The sequence below is a fragment of the Deltaproteobacteria bacterium genome (assembly GCA_019308995.1).
In the GTDB taxonomy this organism is placed as follows: Bacteria; Desulfobacterota; Desulfarculia; order Adiutricales; family JAFDHD01; genus JAFDHD01.
Map to the genome: position 1 here is coordinate 19,318 of JAFDHD010000036.1, position 15,707 is coordinate 35,024.

Annotated in this window: 13 protein-coding genes and 3 tRNA genes; 7 read left to right on the plus strand and 9 right to left on the minus strand. The window is 49.3% G+C overall.

Annotation, left to right across the window (positions count from 1 at the left end; translation table 11 throughout):
* Nucleotides 1-36: 36 nt before the first annotated feature.
* Together JRI95_08105 and JRI95_08110 are read right to left on the minus strand one after the other, a co-directional pair.
* Nucleotides 37-810 carry an enoyl-CoA hydratase/isomerase family protein gene (locus JRI95_08105; protein MBW2061510.1) on the minus strand — a complete coding sequence of 258 codons (774 nt, stop codon included), beginning with the start codon at nt 808-810 and terminating at the stop codon, nt 37-39.
* A gap of 329 nt (nt 811-1,139) precedes the next feature.
* A complete protein-coding gene (locus tag JRI95_08110) occupies nt 1,140-1,562 on the minus strand; it encodes a UTRA domain-containing protein (protein MBW2061511.1) in 423 nt (140 codons plus the stop codon).
* A gap of 233 nt (nt 1,563-1,795) precedes the next feature.
* Between JRI95_08110 and JRI95_08115 the strand changes: the two genes are divergently transcribed.
* Nucleotides 1,796-3,835, plus strand: a complete 2,040-nt coding sequence (locus tag JRI95_08115; GenBank protein MBW2061512.1) for an alkaline phosphatase family protein — start codon at nt 1,796-1,798, stop codon at nt 3,833-3,835.
* Nucleotides 3,836-4,082: 247 nt separating this feature from the next.
* Here JRI95_08115 and JRI95_08120 read toward each other — a convergent pair.
* The 6 genes from JRI95_08120 to JRI95_08145 form a co-directional block, all read right to left on the minus strand.
* Nucleotides 4,083-4,170: transfer RNA gene (locus JRI95_08120), tRNA-Leu, on the minus strand.
* Between the two features lie 437 nt (nt 4,171-4,607).
* Nucleotides 4,608-5,573, minus strand: a complete 966-nt coding sequence (locus JRI95_08125) for an ExsB family transcriptional regulator (protein MBW2061513.1) — start codon at nt 5,571-5,573, stop codon at nt 4,608-4,610.
* 246 nt (nt 5,574-5,819) lie between these two features.
* Nucleotides 5,820-5,895: transfer RNA gene (locus JRI95_08130), tRNA-Val, on the minus strand.
* Between the two features lie 109 nt (nt 5,896-6,004).
* Complete coding sequence (locus JRI95_08135; GenBank protein ID MBW2061514.1) at nt 6,005-6,448, minus strand: DUF523 domain-containing protein; 444 nt, start codon at nt 6,446-6,448, stop codon at nt 6,005-6,007.
* Nucleotides 6,449-6,486: 38 nt separating this feature from the next.
* Nucleotides 6,487-7,146, minus strand: a complete 660-nt coding sequence (locus JRI95_08140; protein MBW2061515.1) for a phosphoribosylglycinamide formyltransferase — start codon at nt 7,144-7,146, stop codon at nt 6,487-6,489.
* Nucleotides 7,147-7,177: 31 nt separating this feature from the next.
* Nucleotides 7,178-8,281 (minus strand): phosphoribosylformylglycinamidine cyclo-ligase, encoded by a 1,104-nt coding sequence (locus tag JRI95_08145; protein MBW2061516.1) that lies wholly within the window; start codon nt 8,279-8,281, stop codon nt 7,178-7,180.
* Between the two features lie 210 nt (nt 8,282-8,491).
* Between JRI95_08145 and recG the strand changes: the two genes are divergently transcribed.
* Nucleotides 8,492-10,612: an ATP-dependent DNA helicase RecG gene (recG, locus tag JRI95_08150; protein MBW2061517.1), complete on the plus strand. Its 2,121-nt coding sequence runs from the start codon at nt 8,492-8,494 to the stop codon at nt 10,610-10,612.
* Between the two features lie 6 nt (nt 10,613-10,618).
* On the opposite strand, the gene JRI95_08155 is transcribed toward recG, so the two are convergent.
* Nucleotides 10,619-11,254, minus strand: a complete 636-nt coding sequence (locus tag JRI95_08155; GenBank protein ID MBW2061518.1) for a hypothetical protein — start codon at nt 11,252-11,254, stop codon at nt 10,619-10,621.
* Between the two features lie 196 nt (nt 11,255-11,450).
* Here JRI95_08155 and JRI95_08160 point away from each other — a divergent pair, with 196 nt between their 5' ends.
* The 5 genes from JRI95_08160 (at nt 11,451) to JRI95_08180 (ending at nt 15,706) form a co-directional block, all read left to right on the plus strand.
* Entirely contained in the window at nt 11,451-12,629 is a 1,179-nt protein-coding gene (locus tag JRI95_08160) for an aminotransferase class I/II-fold pyridoxal phosphate-dependent enzyme (GenBank protein MBW2061519.1), read from the plus strand.
* Nucleotides 12,626-13,933, plus strand: coding sequence for a homoserine dehydrogenase (locus tag JRI95_08165; GenBank protein MBW2061520.1), 1,308 nt, complete (start codon nt 12,626-12,628; stop codon nt 13,931-13,933). Before JRI95_08160 ends, JRI95_08165 begins: the two co-directional genes overlap by 4 nt.
* Nucleotides 13,933-15,135 carry a cofactor-independent phosphoglycerate mutase gene (locus tag JRI95_08170; GenBank protein ID MBW2061521.1) on the plus strand — a complete coding sequence of 401 codons (1,203 nt, stop codon included), beginning with the start codon at nt 13,933-13,935 and terminating at the stop codon, nt 15,133-15,135. The genes JRI95_08165 and JRI95_08170 overlap by 1 nt, the downstream gene beginning before the upstream one ends.
* A complete protein-coding gene (locus JRI95_08175; GenBank protein ID MBW2061522.1) occupies nt 15,132-15,554 on the plus strand; it encodes an acyl-CoA thioesterase in 423 nt (140 codons plus the stop codon). Before JRI95_08170 ends, JRI95_08175 begins: the two co-directional genes overlap by 4 nt.
* Nucleotides 15,555-15,629: 75 nt before the next feature.
* A tRNA-Met gene (locus JRI95_08180) sits at nt 15,630-15,706 on the plus strand.
* Nucleotide 15,707 lies beyond the last annotated feature (1 nt).

A 15,707-nucleotide genomic window follows, 5' to 3' on the forward strand; every position in this document is an offset into this window, starting at 1 on the left:
CAAGAAGGTGACCTGCCAATCAAGGAACAGATAAAATCATCTGCCTTTATAATTAGGCTTTCTCTTTTCGGCAAACGCCCTCGGTCCTTCTTGAGCGTCTTCGGTGGTGCGGAGAAATGCCTGAAACGACTGTTCCAGCCGGAGACCTTGTTCTAGAGGCAGACTCTGGGATCTGATGGCCAATTCTTTGATAGCACGGAGGGCCAAGGGTCCGCATTCACACAATCTCCTGGCATAATCCTGTGCCGCTGGCAGAAGATCTTTCATCGGAACGACCTTGTTGATCAGACCGTAAGTCAGGGCCTCTTGAGAAGTCAGACGTCGGCCGAGCAACAACATTTCCATGGCAATGGGGAAAGGAAGGTTTCGTAAGGCCCTCTGGGTTCCCCCATTTCCTGGCAGGATACCTCTCTTCACCTCGGATATTTCAAATACGGCGTGTTCGGCCGCAATCCGGATATCGGTTGCAAACAGAAGCGTCATGCCACCAGCCAGACAGTACCCGTTCACTGCGGCTATCACGGGCTTCCACACCTCCAGGCCCCGATTGAGCAGCATATCCTTCTGGGTCAGCCAAAAATCAGCCTTTTCCTGCTCTCGAGGTATGGCCGTTTTGAGATCCGCGCCCGCGGTGAATGCCTTCTCGCCCGCTCCGGTAATAATGGCAACCCAAACATCGGGGTCATCGCGAACGTTTATCCAAGCCTTTGAAAGCAGTTCATAGACCTCCGGGTCCATAGCGTTCATGGCTTCAGGCCGGTTGATGGTGATATACGCCACTTTATCTTTCACTTCATAGATAAGTTTCATGATCGTCTAACCTCGCTTATAAATATTGACAATGCCGCGATTCAAATACAGTTATTAAAAACGGTTTAAAAAGGGATAAGGCCATGGAGATTCTAATGCTCTGGTCGGTGAGGGTCAGAGACATAATAAAGTGATAACGAGGAAAGTAATGGTAGAAAAAAACCTAGCCTGTAAAAACCTTGATATTTGCTCCAGTATAAGACACGTTTATATCAGGTAACATGATAAAATCAATATAAAAGACAATTTTTATTACGTTCGGTTCGCAAACCAATTGTCATTCGTTAACTCAATGCTATTATGGATTACCCTTGGTAAATAAAAGTTATTCAGCTTTTAACCTCCTCTGTTATAATTAGACTCAGATCAATATTTTCCTCGCTTGATAAGGCATTAAACGTCGAGATCCCTTCAGTATACCATAATATGCGTTCATCCGGGTCAAAGCACCGCCATGCCAAGTGAAAAAGCGATGTTCCCTCCGGAATATCAAGAAGCTCAGCCATCTCAGCATCGCAGACCCAGGGGCGGATTGTCTGGTGAATGCTTATCGTCTTACTAATATCCAGGCGGCCTATGACCTGAATGACGGGCTTATACAAGAGTTGTTCGAGGTCTATACGATCAACTAGCCAGGCGGGCAGGAAAGTATCGCTAATGCGTTTGTTCCTCAGATTCTTTGTATCCTGCCTCATCCTTTGCAGTTTGTATATGCGTCCCTGCCGAAAAGCCTCCGGCTGGTTTGAAAACAAGGCCCTGACTCGACGGGGTGCTTCGATCCACCCGTCAGAAAAAGGAAGTTGGTTGATACCACAATATCTGGATCTATTAAGTCCGATCTATTTGATGAACTCTTCCGCTTGCACACCAGCCTAATTTTTCCATACTCCTTTTTGAAAAATAAAGATTTCTTGTCACTCTCTTGCACTAGTAGTAAGATAAAAAAGCGAAATTCAACTATTATAGCTAAGGAGGTTATGCCCAAATGAGTAACAGAAAAAAAGCCATGCTTATCGGTGTTGACGCAGTAATCTACCCGATGGTGCTCAGGTTCATTGAACAAGGACATCTGCCCAACCTGAAACGCCTTATCAATGAGGGCGCTGGCAGCGAGGCTGCTTGTTGCCTACCGCCATACACTCCAACTAACTGGGCTACCCTTTCCACCGGCTCGTGGCCGGATACCCACGGCGCCGGGAATTGGGTTGACTACAAGGTGAGCGACCTTCCGGGAGGCCCTGCCATGTCCACCTTTGATTCCCGCACCATCACTGCTGAGACGATCTGGGAGGCAGCGGAGCGCGCGGGACTGAAGAGCCTCTGTGCAGCCTACCCTTCGGCCTTCCCCAGGCGTACCAAAAATGGCTATGTCATTGCCCCCCTGCACCGCGGGCTGGTGACGATGCTCATGATTCGAGGCAACGAGTACGCCACAGCCCCCTCTATGCGTGGCGGGGTGAAGATTGAGCTTCAACCGGCTCAGGACTGGCGCGGAGCGCCTGAAGGTTCACTGGAGGCGGTCCTGGTGGTGCAGGAGACCCCTGGCACAGAGAGTGTTGTGTCTCGTGTGGGCGCGACAGAAGATGGAGCTGACTTCCAGGGCGAGGCTGTCGCCCCTGATGCAGCGGCGCCTGCGGCCCAGGGCGTCCAGTTTGACCTGCTGCTTATCAACTCCAAAGGACAGGGCTATGACCGAGTTCTTTTGTGTGAGAACAAGGATGCTGAAAACCCCGTGGCTGAACTCAAGCAGGGCGAATGGACTCCTTGGATATTTCGTGAATACAATACCGCTCAACGTGAAGGTCGGATGGCAGGGTTGCTGACAGTGGCCTTTTCCAAAACTAAGGTGGACCTTGAGGGTAAACGGGAAGGCTCCACGCGGTTTAAACTGCTTCACCTTTCCCCTGATGGCAAAGACGTTCGCCTGGTTCGTTCCGAAGTCTATCCCACCACAAATTTCACCGACCCCGCCTCGCTAAGTGAAGAACTCATCCGCGAAGTGGGGCCTTACTTTGAGCACTCGGTAGGCCGTCTCACTGAAGATGTGATTGAAAGAGACAAGGAGATACTGGACACCATACTCGATGATATGCGTTATCAAGCATTATGGCACTCTAAGGCGGCCAAATACGTGATGGAACACTATGGTTGGGACATCTATTACCTCCACTGGCACTGGCCCGATACCGTAGCCCATGAGACAATGCGCGTCATTGAGCCTGAAGGGCCGGGTTACGACCCTGCCAGGGCGCCTGCTTATATGGATGTCATCCGGCGTTCCTACCAGATAATGGATGAGATGGTGGGCGGTTTCATGGAATTGGCCGACAAGGATACCTACATCGTGGTAGTAGCCGATCATGGCTGCACCCCCGATTACCGGGTGGCCGATGTATTTCGCCTGCTGGCCCAGAAGGGTCTCAGTGTCTTTAGCGGTGACTCTTTTGCTGTCAGCGCTCTTGACCTCTCAAGGTCGCGAGCATACCGCAACGGCGCCTGCCAGATAACGGTCAACCTTAAGGGGCGGAATCCTCATGGTATTGTTGAGCCTGAGGATTATGAGAAGGTTCAGGAGGAGATTATTGACGCCCTCCAGACGTGGCGTGACCCTGATAATGGCAAGCTGATCATCTGCTTTGCCTTTAAAAAAAGAGATGCTCAACTTTTCGGTTATTGGGGTGAAAGAACAGGCGATGTGATATACCTCTTCAACCATGGCTATTGGTGGGGGGATCCAACTATTGCACCTATTTTCGCTGCAAATCCCGGTGCTACCGTGGTTGACGCCCCGCCTCTTTCAGCCCATCATGGGCCCAACCTTCCTACCGACAGGACCAGCATGACCTCAAATCTGGCCACCTTCATTATCAGGGGGCCTGGTATCAAGGCTGGCTATTCACGCGACCCGGAGCGACGAGGCTTTGTGCGACTGATGGATGTGGTACCGACCCTGAGTCACCTCCTGGGTTTCCAGCCGCCTCAGGAGTGTGAGGGAACGGTGCTTTGGGATCACTTTGAGGACTAGAGGCATTGGGCTGGTAGAAGTATCGTCAAAATGGAGCATGAAGATATTATATCAAGCTGCGATCAAACATTTGCTAATGAATCGTCATTGTGAGCGCCCGGCCTTCCGGCAGAAGCCGCAGGGTTATTTGGCAAAGAAACTGTTTTCAAGCTTTGGAAGAGGGCGGGGATAAACCCCGCCCCTACCTCTAAAACTTTAAATCGGTATTGTTAGGGGCTCCAAAGAGCCCCTAACCCCTTAAAATTTTTGGTGCCGGAGGTCGGAATCGAACCGACATGGAGGCAAGCTCCGGGGGATTTTGAGTCCCCTGCGTCTACCAGTTTCACCACTCCGGCACATCAAATCTATAATATTTTTCTCATAACATTGTCAACTGATTTGTCCCCGTTTCCCAGGGTGACTCTAATACATGGACTGCATGACCAGGTTGTACTTCAACCTTTTTCATGTATAAAAATGGTAAGTTCCAGAATCAGGCAACAAAGGCTCTTATCAGGGACTTGTCATGGGAATCTGGAATAGTTGATAAAAAGGGCCATTGATACAGCCCCTTGATGTCATTATATTTCTTGTTATCTGATACCCTATCTTTCTATTTATTAATAACACCTTAGCTGCGGCTGAATTATACCTTCTTGTACCCTGGTCTATATTGTTCATTAATATTATAGTAGCAAAATGGCAGTATTGTCTATTGCATAATTTCGGTTGTCCAGTTTCCAGGGATAGGCTTAGATTGGAGCTTACTTTTACTGAAGATGGAGTATTAAAACTAGATTGCCTCCATGGTGGATGGCGGTTTTGAAGTAATATTGTACGTCACACAGACCACACCAGGGACTTCGTCTGGAATGCGCTCGCCCAGACGCAACAATGTCTCAAACGGTATTTCCATGGGCGCTGCCGTACGGGCGTCCACGCTCTTCCAGCTTCTGACTTGTATCACCTTCCCAAATTCTCTTTTACCGTTGCGCATGCCAGTTACACGATCATCGTGCAAGATCGCCATATTCTGGAAAGCATTAAATGAGTCAAGCTCCTCCTCCATAATAACAGTCGCCTGGCGCACGAGTTCAATCTTTTCAGGCGTCACGGCCCCAATGATTCTAGCCGCCAGCGCCGGTCCAGGGAAAGGGGGTCTATTATAAATTTTCTCAGGAAGACCGAGGGTTTCAGCGACTATTCTCACCCCGTCTTTGCGAAGTTGTAACAGGGGTTCGATGATTTTGTAGCCAAACTCTTGTTGAGGATCAATACCCAACTGCGCAAAGACATTATGCTGCCTTTTGATGCCTGCGACTGTTTCGTCTATATCCGTAAGAATCGTCCCTTGAAAAAGGTATTTCGCACCACTCTCTTTTACCAACCGGCCAAAAATCTTCCGGTAAAAAGTCTGAGTAATGGCTTCCCTTTTCTCTTCTGGATCGGTGATTCCAGCCAAGGCGGCGAAAAACTCCTCCTTCGCCTCAATGAGCTCGACAGGTACTCCGAGGTTCGCAAAGATAGAAACAATTTTTTGAGGTTCGTCTTTCCGCATCAAGCCATTATCAATAAAATACGTTATAAGTTTTGCCCCCAAGGCCCTGTGCGCCAGTATGGTCGCCGCCGAAGAGTCAACTCCCCCAGACAGGGCGTTGATGGCAGTATCACCTGCAACTGTGTCTGATATTTCTTTTACCTTGTCTTTGATAAATCGCTCCGCATCCAACTCCTGGGGTTTTATTTCTTTGATTGCCATGGTCTTCCTCCTTCATGACGTCTCTTTTTCAATCTGCCGAAGATATAATTTATTGAATAGGAATCATGTATTCATTGATTTCCACAATACATTGATATAAATAGCTTTTTCGGAGCTAAATTAATAAGGCCCTTTATTAAAAGGCCTTTTTAAGTTTGTAATCGGAGCTAAATCAATAAGGCCCTTTATTAAAAAGGCTTTTTTAAATTTGTAATGAGTATCTATCTGTTATTCTTTTGTTTTAGGTGGTGGGCGGTGGGAGATTTGAACTCCCGACTTCCACCGTGTGAGGATGGCACTCTAGCCGCTGAGTTAACCGCCCACAGCAGAAAGGATCATAGCCAAGTATAAAATTTAAATCAAGGAAAAAGCTGCCTCTTTAAAATACTAAAGCAAGGGGGTAAAGCCTATCTGTCTATTGTGACGGCTTGTTAGGAGGCGGCTTTGGCCTTTACCTCCACTACTTCAAATCCAGCCTGAGTCAGCAGGGCCGCACAAACTCCCTGCCTTCTCGAGGCCTCCTTATTATCCATGATTAGCTCGAACCCGCATGAAGGCGAACGATCCTTAAGATAGCACCTCTTCACTTGCAGCCTTAAGGCCACATCAAGGCTTATCTTCGCTCCACGAAGATAAGCTCCGGTTACATCGTCTCCTTCCACTGTGACAACTCGCGCCAGGCCGGTTAACACATCAGCCCCATCGCCGCCTTCAACTCGAGCGGGGACGCGAGGGGTCGGCAGTCCACCCAACTGTTCCGGACAGACTGCCACCCAAGACTCATGGGCCAGCTTCTTCACCAGGTCATGGCTCAACGAGTGCCGCCCATCGTACCGACATTTAAATCCGACTAAACATGCACTGACCAGGATCATAATGGCATGGTTTTAATGAGTTGTTTCGAAAGTGGCGGCTATTCGAGCTTAGGATTGGTCAAGTTCGCCAAGTCGAGCGATCTGTCCCTCGGACGAACCTTTACCCGGCGGTCTTCTATTTCAAGCCGCCCTTCGGCAAAAAGCTGAATGGCTCGAGGGTAGATTTTGTGCTCCTGTTTGAGTATCCGTGCTGCCAGGCTATCGGCGTCATCATCATCCAATACAGAAACCACTGATTGAATGATAATCGGTCCGGTGTCGGTTCCTTCATCCACGAAATGCACTGTACATCCAGAGAATTTGACACCATAATCAATGGCCTTCTGCCAGACATGAACGCCAGGGAAGGCAGGCAGGAGTGCCGGATGGATATTCATAACACGATTCGAGAAAGCCCGCAGAAAGGTTGGGGTCACAACACGCATGAATCCGGCCAGGACAACCAATTCGACATTATTTTGCTTAAGCACCTCAACCAGACGCTCATCAAAGGCTTCCCGAGAAGGGAAATCCTTATGATTGACTAGCGCAGTGTTAAGGCCGTGGTTTTGGGCGCGTATTAAACCATAGGCATCAGGTTCGTTAGAGATGACTACTTCTATTTTGGCCGAGAGATGTCCTGCTTCAATATTATCAATAATGGACTGAAGATTGCTGCCGCTGCCAGAGATGAGCACACCTAATTTGACCTTGTTCATCGCTTCAATTCCTCGCTGGAAAGAAAAGTGTTTAGACGAGGACTACCGGTGGCTTGCCTGCCGACCGTTCTTTGATTTCACCGATCAGATAAACTGGTTCGTCCATGCCGTTAAGCCGTTCCAAAACCTCGGCAGACTGAACCGATGGAACAATGATGACTAAGCCCACCCCCATGTTAAAAGTACGGAACATCTCACCCTCGGCCACGCCTCCTTCTTTTTGTATAAAATCAAAAATAGGAGGGCGCTTCCAGGAATCTTTTTTCAAGACGGCTTGACAAGTCTGCGGCAGGACGCGGGAGATATTTTCCAGAATTCCGCCGCCGGTGATATGAGCAATACCTGTAATTTTAAAATCTCGTAGGAGCATATGGACGGTATTGACGTAGATCCGGGTTGGACGAAGCAGCTCTTCACTCACAGTGGTATCTAATAGCCTATCAGTCACTTTCATTTTTAGATCATCAAAAATGATGCGCCTGACAAGTGTATATCCATTGCTATGCAAACCATTCGATCCAAGGCCGATAATTTTATCTCCAACACGTACTTCTGAATTATCAATAATCTTATCGCGTTCGACAACTCCCACAACAAAGCCCGCCAGATCGTATTCACCGGAGAGATAAAAATCTGGCAGCTCCGCCGTCTCTCCTCCAATCAGGGCGCAAGGAACCTCCTGACAGGCCTTGACAATGCCCTTCATGATTTCAACGGCCTGATCTGGAATTAACTTAGATACTGCCAAATAATCTAAAAAAAACAAAGGCCGAGCACCTTGGGCCAGGATGTCGTTCACGCACATGGCTACGAGGTCAATTCCCACGGTATCGTGAATATCGGCCATGAAGGCAACCTTGAGCTTAGTTCCAACACCGTCTGTGGAGGAAACCAGGACAGGATGCTCATAAAAGGCTGGATCAAAGTTATACAGCCCGGAAAACCCGCCAATGTCAGTCACGACCCTGGAATTAAATGTTTTTTTGACCAAAGGTGTAATTCGACGCACAAACTCGGCACCGGCATCAATGTCCACCCCTGCTTCCTTATAGGTTCTACCTTTTTTTCCGGCCTTCTTTTCGACGCCAGGTACAGATCGGGGCCGACGCTTCCCGGTTTTATCTTTAGTGTTCATCAGTAAGCCACCTCTTTGATGAGATATTGCTGGTAGATGTATTTTACCTACAATTCCCTTTTCTTATTAAGAAAAATTCCTTTAGATAAAATAACCGCCAAGCCAGCCGAAAATGTATTATATAATAAATAATCTTGGACGACTGAAGATGTCAATTGATTTTTTCATGCTAGATTTGAAACTCAAACTACCGATGGAATGGTCGCGAATATGCTCCCTTTGCCCGGACATCCTAGCCTGACTAAGGATCTACGCTCCCTCAAAGGAGTTGGCCCTCAACTGGAGCGCATCCTTCAGGAAAAAGGGTTTCAAACCGTTGGCGATCTTCTGTCCCTGATGCCGAACCGTTACCAGGACCGCCGCGCCTTGACTCCCCTGGACCGATTGAGGGCCGATTCTGAAGCCCTGATCAACGGACAAATCGAGGACCTCAGACCAAAACGGTCAGGGAGAACCGGCCGCAGGTTTTTTGAAATCATTATTTCCGATGATACCGGTCAAGTGACCGCCTTCTGGTTTCGTCTACCGGCTTACCTGAGGCGAACCATGAAAAAAGGTGACCGGGTACTCCTATTTGGACAGGTTAAAGACTATCAAAATCGGCTCTATATACTTCACCCAGAGATCATCCCTTGGCAAGGCAAAGAACCACCGATCCCGGAAATCCGGCCGGTTTATCCGGAATTAGAAGACATTAAACCAGGAGTGTTGAGACGGATTATGGCTCAGGCCTCCCGTGAACTTTCAGGGGTGCCAGCCATCTTTCCTCAAGCCTGGCTTAAAAAGCAAAACCTATCTGACCCGATCACCTCCCTGATGACCATACACCGGCCGCCAGCCAGAAAAACGGGTCCCCTGCCTCGGTCGGATCAATCCAGAGCCTGGCGATCCCTGTCCCTGTTTGAACTCATCTTCATTCAACTCGCTCTGGCCCGAACGCGAGCCCGGCTGAATCGAGAACAAGGCTTGACCTTCCCAATCCAATCTCGACTGGGTAATCAGTTCCTCTCCAGCCAGCCTTTTAAATTGACCCCCTCCCAGGCTCAAGTGCTGAAAGAGATCCAACAGGATATGGCCGCACCGCGTCCGATGAACCGCCTTCTTCAAGGTGAAGTGGGGAGCGGTAAAACCGTTCTGGCTATGACAGCCGCCTTGGCTGCCATTGATGGCGGCTTTCAGGCCGCCTTCATGGTTCCAACTGAAATTCTAGCCCAACAGCATTACCAAACCCTGACTCCTTATGCAACAAGACTGGGATTAACCATAGACCTTCTTGTCGGCAGCCGCACAGAAGCGGAAAAAAATTTATGTCAAGAGCATCTCGCCTCTGGCAAGATACAGCTCGTGTTTGGAACTCACGCCTTGTTTTCGAAAGCCGTGCAATTCAAATCCCTGGGGCTGGTTGTAATAGACGAGCAGCATCGTTTCGGGGTGGCTCAACGATTAGCCCTCAAGTCCAAGGCGGCACGGCCAGACCTGTTGGTCATGACCGCCACACCCATACCTCGATCTTTGGCACTGACACTCTATGGCGACCTGGATTTATCCATGATACAGGGTCTGCCTCCCGGGCGTCAGCCAGTCAAAACAAAGATTTTCAGCTCGCAGAATCGCGTGGAGGCTTACCAGAATCTAGCTCAAGAGGTCTTAAATGACGGACAGGCCTTTGTCGTCGCGCCGCGGATTGAAGCGAAGGAGACGGAGACTAACGTATCTGAAGACCTTTCAGCGGCTAAAGATCTGTTTCGATTTATATCTCAGGAGGTCCTGCCTCAGGTCGAAGTTGGCCTGGTACATGGTCGGATGAAGATCCAAGAACAGCAGGCTGCCCTTGAAGCCTTCCGTAAAGGCCGAATCAGGGTCCTGGTAGCGACCACGGTCATTGAAGTTGGACTGGACGTAGCCGACGCGACCATGATTCTGATCGAAGGTGCGGATCGCTTTGGACTGGCGCAGCTTCACCAACTGCGCGGACGTGTCGGCCGAGGCCCCAGGCCGGCTCGATGCATACTGATAAGCGGGTCGGAGGATAGCCCCTCGGAAAGTCGCCTGCAAATTATGGCCCGAACCAGCAATGGTTTTATCCTGGCCGAGGAAGACCTCAAGTTTAGGGGTCCGGGAGATGCAGCCGGTTTAAAGCAGTCTGGAATGCCATCTCTAACCTGGGCGCGCCTGCCTCACGATTTGCCGCTCCTGCTTCAGGCTCGCAAGCTGGCCCAGGAGATTATTGCTTCAGATCCGGAACTTGATGATCCGAACTTCAGGCTGGTTCGGGATGTCGTCAATCAGATAGATCGTAAGATGCAAGGTGAGCTGGTTGAGGCGGGATAATCAAAGCTAGCTCAAAGCGCGCCTTGTTCCCAGCCTCCACAGCCACCCAACCCGCGAGGCATACCGGCCATATTCAGGGAAGACGGCCATAATCTTCTTTTCCTCAAGACTGGCGCGGTAGATTTGAAAAATACAGAAGACTCCGAAAATACATACGTTTAGAATATGATAATAATTCAGGAGTATACCTAACGATGAAAAAATAGAGCCCAGATACATCGGGTGGCGCGACCACCTGTAAATGCCGGAAAAAACCGGCTCCCTTACTTCAGCCATGATCGAAAAGGAGCGTCTGAGATAAAATATACCGGTAATGATGAAAAGGGTGCCTAGAGTCATGAGGCCGATGGAGAAAGGTTCGAGTTGGGTAAGCGCCACACCTTTGGGCTTAATCGGATAATTCTCCAAGGCGAAAGGCATGGCCGCACAGATAAAAGGAAAGACTATCTCTCTGAATCCACGGGCATGTTGGAGCGCCTTATGGCGGCTAAGGTAAGCAACCACAAAAAGCACAAACTGAAAGGTTATAAGCCACCAGAGGAAAGTGGGTCGGTAGTGAAAATAGTATCGCTGCCCGATCCAGAGAGTGAAGAACACCCCCCCGGTCCATGAGGCCAGGCGGTCGTTTATAATGATTTTCATCAAGGAATTAATCATAAGTGAGAAATTAGCGAAAAGAAATTTTCTCTAATCGAGACAATACAAAAATGAGATTTGGGTGTCAATTAGGTATTAATCTGAGAAAAAAACTCCTAACAAATTGACAAGTGTATTTCAATCATATATTCATAACACCTTATTAGAAGCACACCCAACAAAACAAGAAGAGAATGGAGATATGGTTAAATTCGAGTTTCCAAGGATAAAAAGGCTACCGCCTTATATTTTTACCGCAGTTGATGAGTTGAAGATGTCTGCCCGGCGTGCCGGAGAGGACATCATTGATCTGGGCATGGGTAATCCTGACCTGCCCACCCCCGACCATATCGTAAAAAAAATGGTCGAAGCAACTTGCAAGGGCCACAACCATCGCTACTCTGCGTCGCGCGGCATCACCAAATTGAGGCATGCCATTGCAGCCTGGTATCGGCGGCGCTACGACGTGGATATTGATCCGGAAACTGAGACTGTGGCTACTATTGGGGCCAAGGAAGGCTTGAGTCATCTGATGCTGGCCATGATCAGTCCAGGGGAGGTCGTTCTATCCCCTAATCCGACATATCCTATCCATGCCTACTCAGTCATTATTGCCGGTGGCGACTTGAGGTCTATTCCCATGGCGCTGGATCGGGACTTCATGGAGGATTTGACCGTGGCCGTCAAGCAGACTTGGCCGGCGCCCAAGGCGTTGATTATCTCCTTTCCCCATAATCCGACCACAGCGGTAGTTGATCTGAAATTTTTCGAAAAAATCGTGGATTTCTGCATGGACCACAATATCTTGCTCATTCACGACCTGGCTTATGCAGACCTGACTTATGATGGCTATGAGGCCCCAAGCCTCTTACAGGTCAAAGGGGCCAAGGATATTGGTGTTGAAATCTTTTCCATGTCAAAAAGTTACAGCATGGCGGGATGGCGAATCGGCTTTGTTTCAGGTAATCGAGAGATGGTCCACGCCTTGACCCGTCTTAAAAGTTATATGGATTATGGGGTTTTTCAACCTATCCAGATCGCGGCCATTATTGCCCTTAATGAAGACCAATCCTGTGTCGAAGAGATTAAAAAAACTTATAAAGAGCGCCGGGACACATTGATCACCGGCCTCAAACGTATTGGCTGGAACATCCCGGCGCCTAAAGGAACAATGTTTGCCTGGGCCGAGATGCCGGAGCAGTTCAGTCATATGACCTCTGTTGATTTCTCGAAGATGCTAATCCAAGAGGCGAAGGTAGCGGTTAGCCCGGGCCTGGGTTTTGGAGAATACGGTGAAGGTTATGTCCGTTTTGCTCTTGTAGAAAATAGTCATCGTATAAATCAGGCTATCCGTGGTCTAAGAAAGGTGCTTGAAAAATGAAGCCAATCAATATCGGTCTCATCGGGTGGGGCACGGTCGGCTCAGGCACATCCAAAATCTTGATAGAAAACCATGATTTGATCCAAAAGAAGCTGGATAGGCCCTTGCTCCTTAAAAGAATCGCTGATCTGGACATCAAAACTCCTCGCCCGGTCCAGGTGGACCCCTCCATTTTGACCACTAATGCAGAGGATATTATCAAAGACCCAGAGATCGAGATTGTCATCGAACTAATTGGTGGGCTTGAGCCGGCTAGAACCCTGACGCTCGCAGCTATGGCGGCAGGCAAACACGTCGTCACAGCCAATAAGGCCCTTCTAGCCACTCACGGCCAGGAAATATTTGAAGCAGCGGAAAAAAACAAGGTGGAGATCCTGTTTGAGGCCAGTGTGGGCGGGGGTATTCCCATAATCCGGACCCTAAAAGAAGACCTTGCGGCCAACTATATCAACTACTTCTTTGGCATTCTTAATGGAACGGCCAATTATATCTTGACAAAGATGAGCTCAGAAGGGATGGACTTTAACCAGGCCCTTAACGAAGCCCAGGCAAAAGGCTTTGCTGAAGCAGACCCCACTTTTGATGTTGAAGGTGTGGATACGGCCCACAAGCTGGCCATCCTCGTTTCACTGGCTTACGGACACAAGATCGAGTTGGACAAGATCTTTGTCCAAGGCATCAGCCAACTGGCGCCTGTGGATATCCAGTTCGCAGCTGAATTCGGATATGTTGTCAAACTGTTGGCCATATCATCCCTGAATGCGTCGGAAGTCGAGGCCCGTGTCCATCCGGCTTTACTTCCTATCAGTCATGTCCTGGCCGGAGTTAATGGACCATTTAACGCCATTCTTTTCAATGGCCATGCCGTGGGAGACATCCTCCTTTATGGACAGGGCTCGGGCATGATGCCTACCGCCAGCGCAGTGGTTAGCGATGTTATCGAGCTGTCCAGATCTATTTCAAGAGGCGCTTTAAATCGAGTTCCTCCCCTGGCCTGGAGAGAGGTAGGTCAGGAAAATTTAATTCTTAAGCCCATAGACGAAATAACGACTACCTACTATTTCCGCTTCTCAGTAATTGATCGCCCGCTCGTCCTATCCAGGATCTCAGGGATTTTAGGAGCCCATAATATCAGTATCAGCTCGGTCATTCAAAAAGGTCGAGAACTAAAGGGCGCTGTTCCCATTGTCATGCTGACGCATGAGGCCCAGGAGGCGAACGTTAAAAAAGCCCTGGCCGAAATTGACCAGCTCGACATAATCCGGGATAAGACCGTACTGATCAGAGTGGAGGATCGTTCTTAATGAAGTATGCCATCCTGGTTGGTGACGGCATGGGGGATTATGCGATTCCGGAACTCGGTAATCAAACTCCGCTGGAATCGGCTGACACGCCTCATATGGACGCCCTGGCCCAGGGCGGTCTCCTCGGCCTGGTCCGAACCATTCCCAAAAACATGGAGGCCGGTTCAGATGTAGCCAATCTGTCTATCATGGGTTATGATCCCGCAGTTTATCACACCGGACGAGCGCCGTTGGAAGCGGCCAGTATGGGCGTCAGCCTGGCCGACAACGAGGTCGCCTTTCGCCTCAACCTGATCAATCTTACATTCAAACGCGGCGGTCACCTGATTATGCGCGATCACAGCGCTGGCAATATCAGCACGGCTGAAGCCCACGCCATAATTGAAGACCTGGCTGGCAAGCTGCCCTTAGAGAAAGGTCAAAAAATCTACCCTGGAGTTAGCTACCGCCATCTACTGGTCTGGCCAGGCCTGAAAAGCAGCCTCCCGACTATTGCGCCTCATGATTACCTGGATCAGGATGTAACGGCTTATTTGAATCAATCCGGTGAAATGAAGCCTCTTTTAGACCTTATTCAAGCTTCCTGGCCCTTACTTGAGAAAAACCCGGTCAATCTGAAACGGAAGGCCAAAGGGTTACTTGTGGCTAACTCTATCTGGCCCTGGGGGCAAGGACGCGGCCTGACCATGCCGACTTATCAGGAGCGCTGGGGGATAAATGGAGCTGTGGTCTCGGCCGTGGACCTCATTAAAGGCCTCGGGGTCTATGCCGGTCTTAAACCTATAAACGTGCCCGGCGCGACCGGGTTTATTGACACCGATTATGAAGCCAAGGTCAAGGCTGCCTTGAATTCCTTAAAAAGGACAGACCTGGTTTTCCTTCATATTGAGGCGCCGGACGAAGCCAGCCATCAGGGAAATCTCCAAGAAAAAATCAAGGCCATAGAGTTCTTTGATAGTCGAGTCGTCGGGCCCATGAGGGCTGGGCTGATAGAGATGGGTGATTTCCGAATGCTGATCCTCTGTGATCACTTTACTCCCATATCAGTTAAAACCCACACTCCAGAACCAGTACCCTTTATTATCTTTCCCGGCCCCCTCCCTTCAAACCGCGCCTATTCTGAAAAACAGGCCAGCGAGGCTGGAATCTATTTTGAACAGGGTCATACTTTAATTGACCTCTTTTTGGATAAACAGAAATGAATGCTTCAGATAATGTTTCCAGGACTCGCTACCGGGTTATCTATGGCGATCTGGACCCAATGGGCGTGGTATATTATGGCAACTACCTCCGACTTTTTGAACGGGGCCGGGCCGAGTTTGTCCGTGAGCGCGGTTTAACTTACAAGGAGATTGAAGAGAAGGGCTTTGCCTTACCTGTCACTGAAGCCTTTTGTCATTACTTTCAATCCGCTCGTTATGACGACTTGCTCCTGATCGAAACCAGTGTGGGCCGGATCAGACGCGCCAGTCTCCGCTTTGATTACAAAATATATCAAAAAGAGGGCGATACACAGCCTCTGGTTACCGGCCACACCCTCCATGCCTGTATCAACCCTGAGGGCCATATAGTTCGGATACCCGAATTTGTATTGTCCGTGCTGGCAGAACCCTCAAACTAGGGGCCAGGTTTATTTTACTCTGACAAAATCCTTGACAATTTCGCGTCAAAACTATAAGGTTCTTCTACAATTTGCTGCGGGGTGGAGCAGTCAGGTAGCTCGTCGGGCTCATAACCCGAAGGTCTCAGGTTCAAATCCTGACCCCGCTACCAA